At 71.0% G+C, this 17,707-nt stretch carries 12 protein-coding genes; 7 read left to right on the top strand and 5 right to left on the bottom strand.

All coding sequences use genetic code 11. The features are described 5' to 3' along the window. The first annotated feature begins 1 nt into the window (after position 1). The 7 genes from K8U61_RS20445 to K8U61_RS20415 are packed head-to-tail and all read left to right on the top strand — an operon-like array spanning position 2 to position 9,043. Positions 2 to 250, top strand: a complete 249-nt coding sequence (locus tag K8U61_RS20445) for a hypothetical protein (RefSeq protein ID WP_224124912.1) — start codon at positions 2 to 4, stop codon at positions 248 to 250. Beyond that, entirely contained in the window at positions 247 to 2,373 is a 2,127-nt protein-coding gene (locus K8U61_RS20440) for a glycosyltransferase (RefSeq protein WP_224124911.1), read from the top strand. Before K8U61_RS20445 ends, K8U61_RS20440 begins: the two co-directional genes overlap by 4 nt. Further along, entirely contained in the window at positions 2,373 to 4,094 is a 1,722-nt protein-coding gene (locus K8U61_RS20435; RefSeq protein WP_224124910.1) for a hypothetical protein, read from the top strand. Before K8U61_RS20440 ends, K8U61_RS20435 begins: the two co-directional genes overlap by 1 nt. Next, positions 4,091 to 5,368: a hypothetical protein gene (locus K8U61_RS20430; RefSeq protein ID WP_224124909.1), complete on the top strand. Its 1,278-nt coding sequence runs from the start codon at positions 4,091 to 4,093 to the stop codon at positions 5,366 to 5,368. Before K8U61_RS20435 ends, K8U61_RS20430 begins: the two co-directional genes overlap by 4 nt. Continuing rightward, positions 5,365 to 6,552 carry a hypothetical protein gene (locus K8U61_RS20425; RefSeq protein WP_224124908.1) on the top strand — a complete coding sequence of 396 codons (1,188 nt, stop codon included), beginning with the start codon at positions 5,365 to 5,367 and terminating at the stop codon, positions 6,550 to 6,552. Before K8U61_RS20430 ends, K8U61_RS20425 begins: the two co-directional genes overlap by 4 nt. Then, on the top strand, positions 6,549 to 8,018 hold the full coding sequence (locus K8U61_RS20420; protein ID WP_224124907.1) for a substrate-binding domain-containing protein: 1,470 nt from the start codon (positions 6,549 to 6,551) through the stop codon (positions 8,016 to 8,018). Before K8U61_RS20425 ends, K8U61_RS20420 begins: the two co-directional genes overlap by 4 nt. Next, positions 8,015 to 9,043, top strand: a complete 1,029-nt coding sequence (locus K8U61_RS20415; RefSeq protein ID WP_224124906.1) for a hypothetical protein — start codon at positions 8,015 to 8,017, stop codon at positions 9,041 to 9,043. The genes K8U61_RS20420 and K8U61_RS20415 overlap by 4 nt, the downstream gene beginning before the upstream one ends. On the opposite strand, the gene K8U61_RS20410 is transcribed toward K8U61_RS20415, so the two are convergent. The 5 genes from K8U61_RS20410 to K8U61_RS20390 form a co-directional block, all read right to left on the bottom strand. Then, positions 9,006 to 9,914: an NUDIX hydrolase gene (locus K8U61_RS20410; protein WP_224124905.1), complete on the bottom strand. Its 909-nt coding sequence runs from the start codon at positions 9,912 to 9,914 to the stop codon at positions 9,006 to 9,008. The genes K8U61_RS20415 and K8U61_RS20410 overlap by 38 nt on opposite strands. After that, positions 9,914 to 11,155 (bottom strand): geranylgeranyl reductase family protein, encoded by a 1,242-nt coding sequence (locus K8U61_RS20405; RefSeq protein WP_224124904.1) that lies wholly within the window; start codon positions 11,153 to 11,155, stop codon positions 9,914 to 9,916. The genes K8U61_RS20410 and K8U61_RS20405 overlap by 1 nt, the downstream gene beginning before the upstream one ends. 95 nt (positions 11,156 to 11,250) lie before the next feature. Continuing rightward, on the bottom strand, positions 11,251 to 12,993 hold the full coding sequence (locus tag K8U61_RS20400; RefSeq protein WP_224124903.1) for a hypothetical protein: 1,743 nt from the start codon (positions 12,991 to 12,993) through the stop codon (positions 11,251 to 11,253). Between the two features lie 111 nt (positions 12,994 to 13,104). Beyond that, positions 13,105 to 13,599: a DUF4232 domain-containing protein gene (locus K8U61_RS20395; protein WP_224124902.1), complete on the bottom strand. Its 495-nt coding sequence runs from the start codon at positions 13,597 to 13,599 to the stop codon at positions 13,105 to 13,107. Between the two features lie 91 nt (positions 13,600 to 13,690). Next, positions 13,691 to 17,563 (bottom strand): DNA-directed RNA polymerase subunit beta', encoded by a 3,873-nt coding sequence (locus K8U61_RS20390; protein ID WP_308043227.1) that lies wholly within the window; start codon positions 17,561 to 17,563, stop codon positions 13,691 to 13,693. Positions 17,564 to 17,707: the final 144 nt, after the last annotated feature.

Below are 17,707 nucleotides of genomic sequence, written 5' to 3'. Positions count from 1 at the left end.
AATGACGCTGCAGGCCACTTCGCCACGCCCGCAGAGCATGTCGGCAGGCGCCGCCATCCTGCGCGTGATCGTGACGCTGCTGATGTTCTTGGTGGTGTTCATCGCCTTCCTCATCGCACCGCTGATCGCGCTCGGCGTGGGCTACCTCGTCTACCTGGCCTGGCGCTCGCGCGGCGGCCGGCCCTCGTCGGGCGGCACCGGACCGCGCCAGCAGCAGTCCGTCAGCGGCTTCGGGGCGGGTGCCTCGTGACCGCCACCGTCAACGGCGCCCGGGTCCGACTGACCGACGGCGTCGCGCCCGAGCTCGCACGCCTCCTGCCCGAGGGCATCTGCCGCACCTTCCGCGTGATGCCGTACGCCGTCGTCGACGGCACCGTGCTGGTCGCGGTCGCCGACGCCGACGACCCGATCACCCTGCAGGTGGTCGAGGAGCGGATCGACCGCCCCGTGCAGCTGGTCCGCCACACCACCAACGAGATCACCGACGCCATCGAGACCGTCTACCCGGCCGTCGAGGGCCAGATCGAGTCCTCCGAGGAGCGCCGCGGCCGCGTGCAGATGGCGCGGATGCTCACCAACAGCGGCCTGGTCACCAACGACCAGCTCCAGATGGCGATGCTCGAGTACTCGCGGACCGGCGACCCGCTGGGCGACATCCTGGTGGCCCACGAGGCGATCTCCGAGGACGTCCTGGTCGCCGCTCTGTCGGAGATGTACCAGATGCAGCGGGTCGGTCTGTCCGACTTCGTGCCCGACATGGAGATCGCCCGCCGGCTGCCCGAGCCGCTCGCGCAGAGCTTCCAGGCGATCCCGGTAGCCGCGACCGACGACCTGGTGCTGCTCGCCGTGGCCCGCCCGCTCGACCCCGAGCAGGCCGTCGCGGTCGAGGAGGCGCTCGGCTCGCCCTTCCGTCAGCTGCTGGCCAACCGCACCGAGCTCGACCAGCTCATCCAGCGCGTCCACAGCGCCCACTACGTCGAGGTCTCGACGGTCGCGCTCCTCGAGGCGCGCCCCGAGGACTCCGCCCACGTCGTGTTCACCGGCGGCCAGAAGGCGCTCGGCGTGTGCCTGCTCGTGGCGGTCGTGGTGTGCGGGGTCGTGTGGCCGATGCAGACCCTGATCGGCGTCGTCGCCGCCTGCTCGGTGCTCTACCTGCTGGTGTCGTTCTACAAGTTCCAGCTGACCTTCCGGGCGCTGGGCACCCACCTCGAGATCGACGTGACCGACCAGGAGATCGCCGACCTCGACGAGCGGACCCTGCCCGTCTACACGATCCTGGTGCCGCTCTACAAGGAGGCCGGCGTCGTCCGCCGCCTCGTCCAGGGCATCAACGACCTCGACTACCCGCGCACCCGGCTCGACGTGAAGCTCCTCTGCGAGGAGGACGACACCGAGACGATCGAGATGATCCGGTCCCTGCAGCTGCCGCCGCACTTCCACCTCGTGGTGGTGCCCGACGCCCTGCCGAAGACCAAGCCGAAGGCCTGCAACTACGGCCTCCAGATCGCCACCGGCGACTTCTGCGTCATCTTCGACGCCGAGGACCGCCCGGACCCCGACCAGCTGAAGAAGGCCTACCTCGCCTTCCAGCACGTGGCCGGCAACGTGGCCTGCGTCCAGGCGAAGCTCAACCACTTCAACCAGGACCAGAACCTCCTGACCGCGTGGTTCGCCAACGAGTACTCCATGCACTTCGAGCTGATCCTCCCGGCGATGGGTGCGGCCGGCTCGCCGATCCCGTTGGGCGGCACCTCCAACCACTTCATCACCTCGGTGCTGCGCGAGCTCGGCGCCTGGGACCCCTTCAACGTGACCGAGGACGCCGACCTCGGCATCCGCCTGCACCGCGAGGGCTACCGCACGGCGATGATCGACTCGACCACGCTCGAGGAGGCCAACCCCAACGTCCCCAACTGGCTGCGCCAGCGCAGCCGCTGGATCAAGGGCTACTTCCAGACCTGGCTGGTGCACATGCGCAGCCCGGGCGCCCTGCTGCGCGAGACCGGCCCACGGGGCTTCACGAGCTTCAACCTGACGATGGCCAACGCGTTCGTGCTGCTGCTGAACCCGATCTTCTGGGGCCTGACCACGCTCTACGTGCTGACCCAGTGGGGCTTCATCCGCGAGCTCTTCCCCGGCTTCGTCTTCTACGCCGCGAGCGCGATGCTCTTCATCGGCAACTTCGTGTTCGTCTACCTCAACGTCGCCGGCAGCCTGCAGCGCGGTGAGTTCGGCATCACGCGCACCGCGCTCCTCTCCCCCCTCTACTGGGGCCTGATGAGCTGGGCCGCCTGGAAGGGCGCCATCCAGCTCTTCACCAACCCGTTCTACTGGGAGAAGACAGAACACGGCCTCGACAGCGGGGCGCACTGATGACCACCTACGCCGCGCCCGTGGGCGCGCCGGAGCCCGTCGAGGACGACGTCGTCTCGATGAAGCAGCGCCTGTCGGGCATCGTCCAGATCGTCCACCAGCGCCCGCAGGACATCTCCAAGCGTCGCTGGGAGAGCGCCCTGGTGTTCTTCGGCTTCACCGGCGCCTACACCTGGTTCGGCTACTGGCTCGTCGTGCAGATGCACGTCGTTGGCTTCGAGCCGCTCGACCGGCTCAACCGCGCCCTGATGATCTGGCACAACGACCCGGCCAAGCTGTCGGCGCTCGGCTTCGACTACCCCCCGCTGGCCACGCTGCTGATCTCGCCGCTCGCGATCTTCCCGTCCGTCGCGTCCTCGCTCGCGGTCGTGCCGGTCGCCTCGGCGGTCTTCGCCGGCCTGACGATGATGTCGCTCAACACCCTGGCCCGGCGCTGCCTGGTCGCAGCGCCGCTGCGGTACGGCGTCCTCATCGCGCTCGCGCTCAACCCGCTGGTGGCGCTGTACGCCGCGTCCGGTGCCCGCCAGTTCGTCTGGATCTCGTTCGTCGTGATGGCGATGGGCGCCGTCGTCGCGTGGTACGTCACCGCTGACGTCCGCTTCGTGATGCTGGCCGGCCTGGCCTACAGCATCGCGGCGCTCGCGGGCTACACCAGCATCCTCTGGTTCGTGCTGACCGCCTTCATGATCGGCGCGATCCTGGCCCGCCTCGGTGCCCGCGGCCCCGAGGTCGAGGGCACCACGGTCGGCTTCTCCGCCCCGACGGTCTACGTGATCGCCCTGTGGACGGTCTTCAACCTGATCCTGCTCTCCCACCCCTTCGAGTGGGTCACCGCGGCCCGCGACGCCGGCGGGAGCGGGCCGGGCAGCTTCACCGGTGTCGAGCTGCTGCAGGACACCTGGTGGCTGGTGCTCTACGCCGCGCCGCTCGCGATCATCGCGCTGCCCGCGCTCATCTTCGTCGGCGCCTCGCGCAACAACCCGCTGGCCACCTGGCTCGGGCTGCTGCTCGCCGCCGCGATCGTCGCACCGGCCGGCTCGGTCCTCCTCGGCCTGAGCGACTCGCCGATGCAGATGCGCAACGCGCTGCCGATCCTGGTCTTCGCCGTCATCGGCTGCCTCTGGCTGGCCCGCTCCGCCGACGGCAGCAACCTGATCGTCTCGGGTGTGCTCATCGTGCTGCTCCTGGCCAGCATCCCGTGGACCTTCCACTGGATGAAGGACTACCGCTACCAGAACCTCGAGGCGCCGTTCGCCGCGGCGATCAGCACGCGGCAGTCGCAGGAGGGCACCACCACGGTGCCCGGCGCCAAGGTCGGCATCGCCGACGAGCAGGCGATGGCCGACTACATCAAGGACAACATCTCCGAGCCGAACTCCATCCTCACGGACAACTCGCAGACGTACGCCGTGATGCTGCTGACCGGCCAGCCGCGCCTTTTCTTCGACCGGGTCGACCAGAGCGACGGCCCCTGGCTGGCCGCCGCCCAGGACCCGGCCGGCGTCGTCGACTACATGCTGATGTCCACCGACACCTCGCAGGACCTGCTCAGCCAGATGTACCCCAGCGCCACCACAGGGTCCGACCCGCGGCTGTCGGTCGTCTTCAGCACCGACCGCTACGTCCTGCTGACCGTCCCGACGACGTTCGACCCGACCGCCACCACCGACCAGACCATCACCTCGTCCACGGACGGAAGCACCGAGGGAGCGGGCCAGTGATCGGCCAGCGCAACGCCATCCAGCCGCCGCCGTCGGTCGACGACCTGCTCGGTCTCGGCGACGAGGCGCGGGTCGGCCAGGTCGACTTCGCGAGCCGGCTCGTCACCGACACCGCGGCTGCCGCCGAGGGGGCCGCGCCGGTCCGCCCGACGCCGACCTCGACCGCGACCCTGCGCCGCCGCCCGTCGCCTGTCCGCGCCGTCCCGACCCCGGTCGAGGTGGTCGCCGAGCTCGAGCCAGAGGCCGAGGTCGCGCCCGAGGCGCCGGCCGTCGCCGAGCCCGAGCCCGCTCCGGTCGCCGAGGCCCCGGCTCGACCGCGGCCCAAGGCGAACCGCCGTCCCGTCGTCGAGGTCGTGGAGGACCTCGACCAGGTCGAGGAGCCCGAGCAGCCCGAGGAGGCCGCGCCCGCACCGCGCCCGAAGGCCGCGAAGCCGCGCAAGCCCGCCAAGCCGAAGGCCGCCGCGAAGCGTCCCAAGCCCGTCGCCGAGCCCGTCGTCGAGCCCGTCGCCGAGCCCGTCGCCGAGCCCGTCGCCGAGCCCGTCGCCGAGCCGGTCGTCGAGGCGGAGCCCACGCCGGTCGCCGCGGCCGTCCCGGCCGCCGAGCCGGTCGTCCCGGTCATCCTGCCCGTCGCTCGCTTCGAGGCCCACCCGCTGCTGGCCGACGACGGGTACACCGACGAGTACGCCGGCCGGCTCCAGGTCGAGCTGGACGACGAAGAGGCGTCGGCCCCGGTCGTGGACCGGATGCCGATGGAGCCGGCGCCGCCGGTCCCGCCGACCGCTCCGCGCACGCGGGCCTCGTGGCCGGCCGCGCCGTCGCGCCCGATGGCGGCGCCGCTGGCCCGCCCCGCAGCGGACCCCCGCGCCGAGTCCCGGCTGGACTCCCGCTTCGCGGCGGCCCAGTCCGCCGAGGACATGGGCTACCTCGGCATGACCGTCCAGGAGGTCGCCGACGCCGCGATCGAGCGGCTCCGGGACGCCGAGAACGCCACGCTCGCGCACCTCGCCGCCCTGGAAGCGGAGGGAGCCCGCCGGGCGGAGCTGCTGACCGCGCAGGCCGAGCTCGACGCCGAGCTCATCCGGATCACCGCGCGCCGCGAGGCGCACGCGATCATCAGCGCCGCGCGTGCCCAGGCCGGACACCCCGGCTCGTCCCACCGCGACGCCCGGCAGCTCACCGAGATCAGCGACGCGGTGTCCCGCTTCGCCGAGTCCCTCGAGTCGGGCCTCGCCCCCCTGCGGTTCCCCGCCATGAGCACGGAGGAACCCTCATGAGCACGCCTCGCACCCGACGTACCCGAGCCGCCGTCGTCCTGGTGGCGCTCGGTGCGCTGACCCTGGCCGGCTGCGGCCTGGGCGACGACGACAAGGGCGGCAAGAGCGGCAGCGACCTGGAGGTCGTGGTCAACCCCGAGGCCGCCGCGACCGGCGTCCCGGTGCCGGAGCGGCGCTTCTTCTCCGAGGACTCGCCCTGGAACACCCGGATCGACAACAAGCCGGTCGACCCGCGGTCCACGCAGATGATCAACCTCGCCCGCGAGCGGGTCGGCGTCGTGCAGAGCATCGACGGCGTCAACTACTACCCCGACCGCCGGGTCGTGAACAAGGGCCTCTACATCAACACCGAGCGCTGGACGACCGCGGTCGTGGCCGGCGGCACCCCGACCAAGCTGGTCTGCCGCCAGATCGTCTGCGGTGACGGCGAGAAGACCCAGGTCCTCAACATCCCCTCGGACGTCGACCCCGACCCGCGGTACGACGGGTGGATGACGGTCTTCGACGTCAGCCAGCCGGTCGCCTACGACCTGTGGCGCGCGCGTCGCGAGGACGACGGCACCATCTCCTACAACTTCATGCGCAAGTGGGACCTCAACGGTCCCGGCTACCAGGCGCCGCAGATGAGCAGCGCCCGCGGTTCGGGCCTGCCGCTCTTCGCGGGCCTGATCCGGCCCAACGAGCTGCGCGCCGGCCTGATCAACCACGCGCTGGCGATCAGCGTGCCCGGTCCCGCGCAGGGCGTCTTCGTCCAGCCGGCCTCGGCCACCGACGGCAACGGCCGCGTGAGCTCGCTGCCCGAGGGCGCGCGGATCCGGCTCAAGGCCAACGTGACCGTGCCCCGGCCGGTCGACCCGATCACCAAGAAGCCGATCCGGATGACCGCCCAGCAGAAGCGGATGTCCGACGCGATCGTCGCCGCCCTGCGCACGTACGGCGCGATCGTCGTCGACCGGGCGGCGGTGCCGACGCTCTACGCCCAGCGTGACGTCACCAGCGCCATGATCGCGGGCACCGAGCTGCTCGGCCTCCACATGGAGGACTTCGAGGTCATCAAGCTCGGCCACAAGTACCAGTTCCCGCCGGAGAACGAGAGCGACCTCGGCGCGCTGACGACCGACTCCTCGTCGAGCCCCTCCGCGAACCCCTCCGCCAGCACCGATGCGCAGGGAGCCGACCAGTGAGCATCCAGACCCTTCGCGGCCGCCGTGGCGCCGCGCTCGCCCTCGTGCTCGCGGCCGCGCTCGCGCTGCCCGCCTGCTCGAGCGACGACACCGCCTCCGGCAACCCGGGCGCCGACGCCCAGGCCCGCGACGAGAGCGCCCAGCAGCAGCAGGCGCAGCAGGTCGCCCAGGCCAACGCGGCGCTGCCCGAGCGGCCGTCCGGCCAGGTCGACATCGACGGCACCAACTCGCTGTCCCTGACGCGCCGCGAGGTCAACGCCTACCAGGCCACGGGCACCAACACCGTCGTCAACCTCGGCGAGAACGGCGAGGACCGCGCGTTCCAGGAGCTGTGCTCCGGGAAGATCGACCTGGTCAGCTCGATGCGCCCGATCAGCCGCAAGGAGTGGGACGCCTGCCAGGCGGTCGGCCTCGACGTGGTCCAGTTCCAGATCGCCTCGGACGCCGTCGTCATCGCGATCGCCTCCGAGACCGACGTGGGCGGCGACTGCCTCACCACCGACCAGGTCCAGGAGATCTGGCGGGCCGGCTCGCCGGTCACCAACTGGAGCCAGGTCGGCTTCGACGACATCCCGCTCAAGGTCGGCGGCCCCCTGCTGACCTCGAACGACTTCGACGTCTTCGGCAAGTCCGTGCTGGGCTCCCTGGCACCCGCGCTGACCGACGTGCGGTCCGACTACTTCACCTACAAGAACTTCGACGAGGCCCGCACCTTCCTCAACGGCGGCTCGAAGCGGATCCGCCTCGCGCTCACCTACCCCGAGCGCGCTCGTGAGCGCGGCCAGTGGCGATCGGCGGTCGTCTCGCAGAAGCAGGTCTACATCGACGCCCGCAACGAGCTCCGGGCCGCGCTCGCCAACCGGGCGAAGGGCTACCGCGACCAGCGCAGCGCCGCCGACCAGGCCAAGGACGAGGCGCGCGTCCAGGCGGCGTACGTCGCCCGCACCAAGGCGCGGCTGAAGCTCGAGCGCTACCAGCAGAACCTCCGCGCCGCCGAGAAGCAGCTCAGCATCGCGACCAAGGCCAAGCGGTACGCCGACGCCACCCTGGGCCACGTGATCTACGCGCGCTTCAGCGACTACGAGGTCTTCGAGGACCAGCTGCGGCCGTTCGAGATCACCGAGCCCGACGGGCACCGCAACTGCGTGTTCCCGAGCCAGCAGACCATCACCAACGGTGACTACCCGTTCGCCTCCCAGGTGCTGCTCACGACCACCACCCGGTCGCTGAACCGCAAGGAGGTCCAGGACTTCATCCGGCACTACCTCAACGCCGCCCAGGAGTCCGCTGCCACCGCCCACCTGGTGGCGCTGCCCGACGAGACGCTGCGGGCCGAGCTCGCCTGGCTCGACGGCAGCCGGGAGCCGGTGCTGGTGGTGCCGGACGAGGACGGCCAGATCTCCGCGAACGCTACGGAGACGCCGACCCCGACCGCCGAGTCGACGGTGCAGCAGCCGGCCCGATGACCCCACGCCTGACCCGTCTCCTCGCCCTCGTGGTGCCGGTCGTGCTCTGCGGCACGCTCGCCGCCGTGGCACCGACGTACGCCGGTGCCGCCCGGAAGGCGTCGGTCGACGAGCGTCGGTCGGTCACGGTCAAGTGGGACGCCCAGAAGCACAGGAAGCGGACGAAGGTCTACCAGAAGTCCGCGGACGTGCCCGGGATCGGCTCTGTCGACCTGGTCTGCCAGCCCAAGAGCACGATGATCCGGCTCGCCGCGAACGACCGCGACAACGAGACGCAGATGTGGCTGGCGAAGTTCGAGACCAAGGACGGCAGCAACCGGGTCGCGGTCAAGAACGTGCGGATCTACCGCTACGCCACCGCCGCCGACGACGGCACCGGCGGCACGGGGCGGCGCGCGCACGAGGGCCTCAACCAGAAGTCGCCGATCGAGGACTACGCCAACGGCTCGGCCGTCGGCGTGATCAGCCAGCGCCCGGGCCGCGACCGCAACGGCGGCGGCACGATGAGCACGCCGGCGACCGCCTTCAAGCTGAGCTGGTACTGGGAGCGCTTCGCCTACCCGGGCTACCAGTTCTGCAAGATGAAGCTCACGCTGCTCACGAACACCGACCAGCAGTTCGGGCTGAGCTGGCACGGCAACGACGAGGCGGCGACGGCATCGACCTCCACCAGCGACATCGCCGGCTTCGGGCAGGTCGACCTCACCTGCGAGCCGGGCAAGAACGCCGACCAGACGGTCGCCTTCCGGCCCGACGTGGCCGACTCCTCGCTCGAGTACGACCTGATCCAGGGCGAGGGGTCGACGGACGACCCGGACGTCTACGACCACGTCGAGGGCCCCGACTACGACCCGGTCACCGGTCTGGTCGGCCCGATCGACCTGCCGCGCAACGGCATGATGCGGCTCGAGTGGACGGTCGGCGGGGTCACCAAGACGTGGATGCTGTCGTCGTACATGGTGGTCAACAACGACGCGAAGCCGTGGCTCAACGTGTGCGAGGTGGCGGCGGCCCCGCTGCCCTGAGCCCTTCCCGGACGATCTCCAGGACGGATACGGCGCCGGACTCGACGTCGGCGATCGGGACCCACGCGACGGCGTCGGTGGTGCCGTCCACCTCGGCCAGCTCGGGCTCGGCGGCGTCCTCGATGGTGACCTCGAAGACCAGGCCGACCGCATGGAAGTCCTCGTAGCGCCCCGACGGCGCCGTACCGCTGAAGTGCTCGTCGTGCACGGCCACCAGCTCGCCGACGCCACCGTCGAGGCCGCACTCCTCGCGCAGCTCCCGCAGCACCGCCGAGCGCGGCGCCTCGCCGTGGGCGACTCCGCCGCCCGGCAGCGTCCACGAGCCGGTGTGGAAGCCGCGCGCCGAGATCCGGGTCAGCAGCACCGCGTCGTCGCGCCGCACGAGCGCGTAGGCACCGAGCCGCTGGTGGCGGAAGGGCCGGTGCTCGGCGAGCGCCTCGAGCACCATCGGGGCAACCGGGACGGTCCCGTCGAGCACCCCGGCGACCGGGTGCCAGGACGCCTCGACGGTCGACCCGCCGACCTCGACGACCCGCGGCTCGGGCGCGTCGATCGGCACCCATCCCTCGTAGACGATGCGCAGCGCGTGGGCATCGACCCGGCGGCCGTCGCGCCAGACGCCGGGCAGGTGGGCCGAGTAGACCCGTGCGGTCTCGCCGACCACCGCGTCGAGACCGGTCTCCTCGTGGACCTCGCGGACCACCGCGTCCCGCGGGTCCTCACCGTGGTCGAGCCCGCCACCGGGGAGCGTCCAGAGCTCGTCGGGGCTGATCCGCGGCGCGAGCCGGCTGAGCAGGATCTGCCCCTCGCGCAGGATCACGGCGTACGCCGCGACCCGCTGCCGCTTGGGGTAGCCCGACATCGGTGCCATCAGGCGAAGGGCGGCCGGTGGTCGCGGGCGATCGAGCGGCGGCCGGCCCAGCGCCACACGCGAGCGGCCCGGTCGCGGTCCTCGTCGGTGACCAGGTTGCCCATCCAGCGCAGCGCCAGGGTCATCAGCCAGTCCGAGCGCATGCCAGCCGGCCCGAGCGTGGCCACGACCTTCGGCCGCGTGGCGATGCCGGCGAGTCGGCGAGCGATCGAGAAGGCCTCGCCGTAGTGGTCGACCAGGATCGAGCGCCAGGTCTCCCCCAGCGGGCCGCCGTCGGCGATCAGCTCGGCGACCAGGCGTCCGGTCTCCAGGCCGTAGTCGATCCCCTCACCGTTGAGCGGGTTGACGCACGCGGCGGCATCGCCGATCAGCGCCCAGTTGTCGCCGGCCACGTGCGAGACGGCGCCGCCCATCGGCAGCAGCGCCGACGTGGGCTGCCGCAGCGGGCCGGACAGGCCGAACTCGGCCCCGATGGTGTCGGCGTAGGTCTGCATGAGTGGCTTGATCGCCACCTCGGCCGGCCGCTTCTCGGTGGCCAGCGTCCCGGCGCCCAGGTTGACCGAGCCGTTGCCGAGCGGGAAGACCCAGCCGTAGCCGCTGACGAGCTCGCCCTGCTCGTCGCGGAGCTCGAGGTGCGAGCTGATCCAGGGGTCGTCGGACCGGGTGGAGTCGACGTACGACCGGCCCGCGACGGCGTACACCGTGTCGCGGTGCCACTCGCGGCCGAGCACCTTGCCGAGGGGGCTGCGCACGCCGTCGGCGACGACGAGGCGGCGGCAGCCGATCTCGACCGGACCGGACCCGGTGCGGAAGACCACGGCCTCGACGCGGCTGCCGGCCATCCGGACGTCGGTGGCGCGGAGGCCGTCGACGGCCAGCGCACCGGACTTGATCGCGGTGGTGCGCAGGTGGTCGTCGAGCTCGGTCCGGGCCACCGCGGAGCCCCATCCCGGCAGCGAGCCACCGGGCACCGCCCAGGGCAGGTGCAGCGTCTGCCCGAAGCCGTGGGCGCGCAGACCCTTGCTCACGGTGTGGGCCCGCAGCCAGTCCTCGAGCCCGAGCCGCTGGAGCTCGCCGATCGCGCGGGGCGTCAGGCCGTCCCCGCACGTCTTGTCGCGCGGGAAGACCGCCGCGTCCGCGAGCACCACGTCCACCCCGGCGCGGGCCAGCCACGCTGCGGCCGCCGACCCCGCGGGGCCGGCGCCCACGACGAGGACGTCGGTCTGCGCGGGGGTGCTCACGGCGGCATTCTCGCAGGCCGGGGCCGCGCGCCCCGACACGGGCCGAGCCGGCGCCCCCCTGGTGGAGGACGCCGGCTCAGTCGTGAGGTGCTGCGTCAGGAGACGACCAGGTCGACGACCGTGCTCCAGGTGGTGCCGTCGTCGCCGCTCACCTGCACGTGGTACGTGCCGGCGGTGAGGTCGGCGGCGAGGTTCGCCGAGGCCGAGGTGGCGGAGGCCGCACCGGTGACGGTGACGACGGTGCCGTCGGCCGCGGCGTCGCCGTCGGCGTAGTAGCGGACCTTCTGACCGACCGCGAGGTCGGTGCCGGTGAGGGTCAGCACGGCCGGGTCGGGGTCGACCGCGGCGTCGAAGGAGACCTCGGTGAGCGCCGGCGGGGTCGCCACCGGGGTGTCGTCGCCGCCGTCGCCGGTGTCGTCGGTGACGACCTCGCCGTCGGTGACGGTGAAGGTGTAGGTCGCGGCCGTGGTGTTCCAGGTCGAGGCCTTGAGGGTGTAGTCACCGTCGGCGAGCTTCGGGAGCTTCACGGTGGCTCCGGTCGAGGAGGTCACCGCGGTGACCGAGCCCTTGACGTCCTTGCCCGACAGGGTGAGGACCACGGTCTTCAGACCGATCAGGTTGGTACCGGTCAGCGTCGCCGCGCCACCCTTGGTGACGTCCGCGGGGAACTCCACCGCGGTCACCGTCGGGGCCGGGGAGGCCTTCCGCTCGATCGTGAACTCCACGGTCTTGGCGAACTTCGTCGACAGCGTCACGGTGGCCTCGGCCGCAGCCGTGCCCTTCGGGATCGTGACCAGCGCCTTGGTGGTGTCGCCCTTGACCGCCTTCACGGTCACCTTCTCCGCCTTGGCCTGACCGTCGTAGGTCAGCGTCCCCGACGCGAGCTGGTTCAGGTTCGTGCCGGTCACCGTCACCGTCGTCGGCGCCTCGGTCACCGCGTACGCCACACCGTCCTGGTCCTCGTCCAGCTCCGGCTGGATCGCGGTGTAGGTCACGTACCCCACGTACGACGAGCCGCGCTTGTCCGCGACCACCACGTCCTGCGGGCCGACCAGACCGGCCGGGAAGGAGAACGCCAGCTCGGTCTTGGCGTCGTTCAGGGTCGCCTTGACCTTCTTGCCGCCCACGACCACCGAGGTGCTCTTGGCGTCGAAGCCCGAGCCGACGATCTTGACCGAGTCACCGGTCAGACCGGCCTCGGCCGTCGGCGCGAACCCGTCCAGGTCCTCCTGGTCGGTCGTCACCACGGGCGCCGGGGACACGAAGGTGTACTTCGGGCCCTTGACCGCGTCACCCACGAACACGCTGACCGCCAGCAGGCTCTCCGAGCCAGCAGGGACCTCGACCTCGAGCACGTCCTCCGACAGCGCGGTCACGTCCTCGGCCGGAACCTCGACGCTACCGTCGACGAACGCGCCCTTCTTCAGCACACCGAACGTCACGGTCTTGCCGACCCACCCGGTCGACGCCGCCGGCGACGGGTCGCCACCCGTGTCGCCACCCGTGTCGCCACCCGTGTCGCCACCCGTGTCCCCACCCGTGTCCCCACCCGTGTCCCCGCCGGTGTCCCCGCCGGTGTCGCCACCGGTGTCCTCGGGCGCCGCGGTCGCGAGCTTCGTGCCCTGGATCAGGACCGTGTTGCCACCGGCAACCGGACCCGAAGCGGTCGAGAGACGCTTGACGACCGCCACCGGCGCCTCAGCACGCTGCGGCGCGTGCACAGCCGCAGCGGCCAGCGAGTGACGGGCGATGGTCGGGACGCCCGGCGCCGCCTGCGCGGCCGGCGTCGTGGTCAGAAAGGTCGCGCCAAGCGCGATACCCGCGAGAACGGCCGCCATCCGTGGCGTCCGATTCCGGTGGACAGACATGAGAGCTCCTGCTGGGTCTGTGAGGTGCCGCCGAGATGGACGACACCCACCCGATCGGCTGCAGGAGCCCACATCTGAGCGCTACCGATAGGCGCGATGCGTCAGCAGGTGGACGTGCCGGTTGCGGCACCCGGTGGTCGGGTGCGCGACGTACTGCGAGCGGGTCTCGTCGGGCAGGTACACCCGGAAGCCGTCGACGTGGGCCCGGCGACACCGGCCGGCGTACGGACCCCACGACGTCTCGACGACCCGACTGCGCACCCGCTCCCCCGGCTGCACCGTGGTCCGTGGCTCGGGTCCACGGGTACGGGTCGCGGCCGCGCCGATCTGCGTCCCGTCGCCGTGCCCGACGTAGGACAGGCCGCCGTACCCGCGGATCCAGCAGGCGGTGTCGGAGACGTTGTGCAGGGCGATCCGGCCGTAGGTGTGGCTCGTCGCGCCGTCCCCGCCGTGGTACGACGCCACCAGCTCGGCGTTGGTGCACTCGGGGACCCCGGTCCGCGCCTGGGCCGGGCCCGCCCAGAGTCCGGCTGCCAGCAGAGCGAGCACGAGGCCCGCGAAGACGTTCTTGATCATGCTGGTGGGACGCGACCGCAGGCGGGCGGGTTGCCGGAAATGCGCCGAGGCGGCGCCGGTCCCGTGGACCGACGCCGCCTCGGCGGGTGACTCAGTTCTGGTACGACCCGAAGTCGAAGTCGTCGAGGGCGACGGCCTGACCGGTGCCCCCACCGAACTCGTAGTCGTAGGAGTCGTAACCGGTGACCGAGTAGGCGGCGGCGCGCGCCTCCTCGGTGGGCTCCACCCGGATGTTGCGGTACCGCTCGAGGCCGGTACCCGCCGGGATCAGCTTGCCGATGATCACGTTCTCCTTCAGCCCGCGCAGCGAGTCCGAGCGACCGTGGATCGCCGCGTCGGTGAGGACGCGGGTGGTCTCCTGGAAGGAGGCCGCCGAGAGCCACGACTCGGTCGCCAGCGAGGCCTTGGTGATGCCCATGAGGACCGGGCGACCCGAGGCCGGCTTGCCGCCCTCGGACACCACGCGCCGGTTCTCCTCCTCGAACCGCACCCGGTCGACCAGGTCGGACGGGAGCAGGTTGGTGTCACCGGACTCGATCACCGTGATCCGGCGCAGCATCTGCCGCACGATGATCTCGATGTGCTTGTCGTGGATCGACACACCCTGCGAGCGGTAGACCTGCTGGACCTCGTCCACCAGGTGCTCCTGGGCCCGGCGGACACCCAGGATCCGCAGGACGTCCTGCGGGTCGGGGGTACCGACGGTGAGCATCTGGCCGACCTCGATGTGGTCGCCGTCCGCGACGAGCAGACGCGAGCGCTTCGAGACGGGGTACTCCTGGACCTCGGAGCCGTCGTCCGGCGTGATCAGGATCTTGCGCGCCTTGTCGGTCTCGTCGATCTCCACCCGGCCGGAGGCCTCGGAGATCGGCGAGCGACCCTTCGGGGAGCGGGCCTCGAAGAGCTCGACCACACGCGGGAGACCCTGCGTGATGTCGTCGGCCGACGCCACACCACCGGTGTGGAAGGTACGCATGGTCAGCTGCGTGCCGGGCTCACCGATCGACTGGGCGGCGATGATGCCGACCGCCTCGCCGATGTCGACGAGCTTGCCGGTGGCCAGCGAGCGGCCGTAGCACTTCGCGCAGGTACCGGTGCGAGCGTCGCAGGTCAGCACGGAGCGGACCTTGACCTCCTCGATGCCGGCCGCGACCAGCTCACCGATCTTGACGTCGCCGAGGTCCTCGCCGGCGGCGGCGAGCACCTCGCCGGTCTCCGGGTGGACGATCTCGGTCGCCGCCGAGCGGGCGTACGCCGCGGTCTCGGCGTTCTCCGCCTTGACCACGGTGCCGTCCTCACGGCGCTCACCGATCCGCTTGGGCAGACCGCGCTCGGTGCCACAGTCGTCCTCGCGGATGATGACGTCCTGCGAGACGTCCACCAGACGACGGGTCAGGTAGCCCGAGTCGGCGGTCCGCAGGGCGGTGTCCGCCAGGCCCTTGCGGGCACCGTGCGTCGCGATGAAGTACTCGAGGACGGTCAGGCCCTCACGGAAGTTGGACTTGATCGGGCGCGGGATGATCTCGCCCTTCGGGTTGGCCACGAGGCCACGCATCGCCGCGACCTGCCGGATCTGGTTCATGTTTCCGGAGGCACCCGACTCGACCATCATGTAGATCGGGTTGGCGCGGTCGAACGTCGTCTCCATCGCCTTGCCGACCTCGTTGGCCGCCTGGGTCCAGATCTCGATGAGCTCCTGGCGGCGCTCCTCGTCGGTGACCAGACCACGCTCGAACTGCTTCTGGACCTTGGCCGCCTGGGCCTCGTAGCCCGAGAGGATCTCGACCTTCTGGCCAGGCGTGGTCACGTCGTCGATCGAGACCGTGACGCCCGAGAAGGTGGCCCAGCGGAAGCCGGTGTCCTTCAGCGCGTCCAGCGACGCGGCGACCTCGACCTTGGTGTAGCGCTCGGCCAGGTCGTTGACGATCGCGCCGAGGGCCTTCTTGCCGACCTCGTAGTTGACGTACGGGTAGTCGGCCGGCAGGGCGTCGTTGAAGATCGCTCGACCCAGCGTGGTCTCGAGCGTGATCGTCTGACCGGCCTCGATGTCCTCGCCCAGCTCCAGCGGCGGGACCACGTCCGTGAACCGGATCTTGACCGGCGACTGCAGCGTGATCTCGCCACGGTCGAAGGCCATGATCGCCTCGGCCTGGGACGCGAACGCGCGGCCCTCACCGGGCTGGTTCGGCCGCTCGGTCGTCAGGAAGAACAGGCCGATGATCATGTCCTGGGTCGGCATGGTCACCGGACGGCCGTCCGACGGCTTGAGGATGTTGTTGGTCGACAGCATCAGGATCCGGGCCTCGGCCTGGGCCTCGGCCGACAGCGGCAGGTGCACCGCCATCTGGTCACCGTCGAAGTCGGCGTTGAACGCCGAGCAGACGAGCGGGTGGATCTGGATGGCCTTGCCCTCGATCAGCTGCGGCTCGAAGGCCTGGATGCCGAGGCGGTGCAGCGTGGGTGCACGGTTGAGCAGCACCGGGTGCTCGGTGATGACCTCTTCGAGGACGTCCCACACGACCGGGCGGGCACGCTCGACCATCCGCTTGGCGGACTTGATGTTCTGCGCGTGCGACAGGTCGACGAGACGCTTCATCACGAACGGCTTGAAGAGCTCGAGCGCCATCTGCTTCGGCAGACCGCACTGGTGCAGCTTGAGCTGCGGGCCGGACACGATGACCGAACGGCCGGAGTAGTCGACGCGCTTGCCGAGGAGGTTCTGGCGGAAGCGACCCTGCTTGCCCTTGAGCATGTCGGAGAGCGACTTCAGCGGCCGGTTGCCCGGGCCGGTGACGGGGCGACCACGACGGCCGTTGTCGAACAGCGAGTCGACGGCCTCCTGGAGCATCCGCTTCTCGTTGTTGACGATGATCTCCGGCGCACCGAGGTCGAGCAGGCGCTTGAGCCGGTTGTTCCGGTTGATCACGCGGCGGTACAGGTCGTTGAGGTCGGAGGTCGCGAAGCGGCCACCGTCGAGCTGCACCATCGGGCGCAGGTCCGGCGGGATGACCGGGACGGCGTCCAGCACCATGCCCTGCGGCTTGTTGCCGGTCTTGCGGAAGGCGTCGACGACCTTGAGGCGCTTGAGGGCGCGGACCTTGCGCTGGCCCTTGCCATTGGCGATGGTGTCGCGCAGCGACTCCACCTCCGCCTCGACGTCGAAGCTCTCGAGGCGCTTCTGGATCGCCGTGGCGCCCATGTAGCCCTCGAAGTACTTGCCGAACCAGTTCTTCATCTCGCGGTAGAGCATCTCGTCGCCCATGAGGTCCTGGACCTTGAGCGACTTGAAGGTGTTCCACACCTCGTCGAGGCGCGCGACCTCGGCCTCACCGCGCTTGCGGATCTGGGCCATCTCGCGCTCCGCGCCGTCCTTGACCTTGCGGCGCTGGTCGGCCTTGGCACCCTCGGCCTCGAGGGCCGCGAGGTCCTCCTCCAGCTTGGCGGCACGGTCGTTGAGCGCCGTGTCCATCCGGCCGGTGAGGCGGTCGCGCTCCAGCCCGACCTTGCCCTCGAGGGAGGACAGGTCGCGGTGGCGGGCGTCCTCGTCGACGCTCGTGATCATGTACGCCGCGAAGTAGATGACCTTCTCGAGGTCCTTCGGGGCGAGGTCGAGCAGGTAGCCCAGCCGGCTCGGGACACCCTTGAAGTACCAGATGTGGGTGACCGGGGCGGCGAGCTCGATGTGGCCCATGCGCTCACGGCGCACCTTGGACCGGGTCACCTCGACGCCGCAGCGCTCGCAGATGATGCCCTTGAAGCGCACGCGCTTGTACTTGCCGCAGTAGCACTCCCAGTCCCGGGTGGGACCGAAGATCTTCTCGCAGAAGAGGCCGTCACGCTCGGGCTTGAGCGTGCGGTAGTTGATGGTCTCCGGCTTCTTGACCTCGCCGTGGCTCCACGTGCGGATGTCGTCCGCGGTGGCCAGGCCGATCTGAAGCTGGTCGAAGAAGTTCACGTCGAGCACGGTGGCTGCAACCCTTCGGTAGTTCTAGGAAAAGTGAAGTAAGGGGGGCGGAGGCGGGGGGGGGGGGGGGGGGCCCCCCCCCCCCCCCCCCCCCCCCCCCCCCGGGGGGGGGGCGGCGGGGGGGGGGCCCCCCCCCCCCCGCGG

It is taken from the genome of Nocardioides mangrovi, from assembly GCF_020073815.1.
Taxonomy (GTDB): Bacteria; Actinomycetota; Actinomycetes; order Propionibacteriales; family Nocardioidaceae; genus Nocardioides; species Nocardioides mangrovi.
Note: the sequence above shows the minus strand (reverse complement) of the source record. Positions and strands in the feature narration are given on the sequence as shown.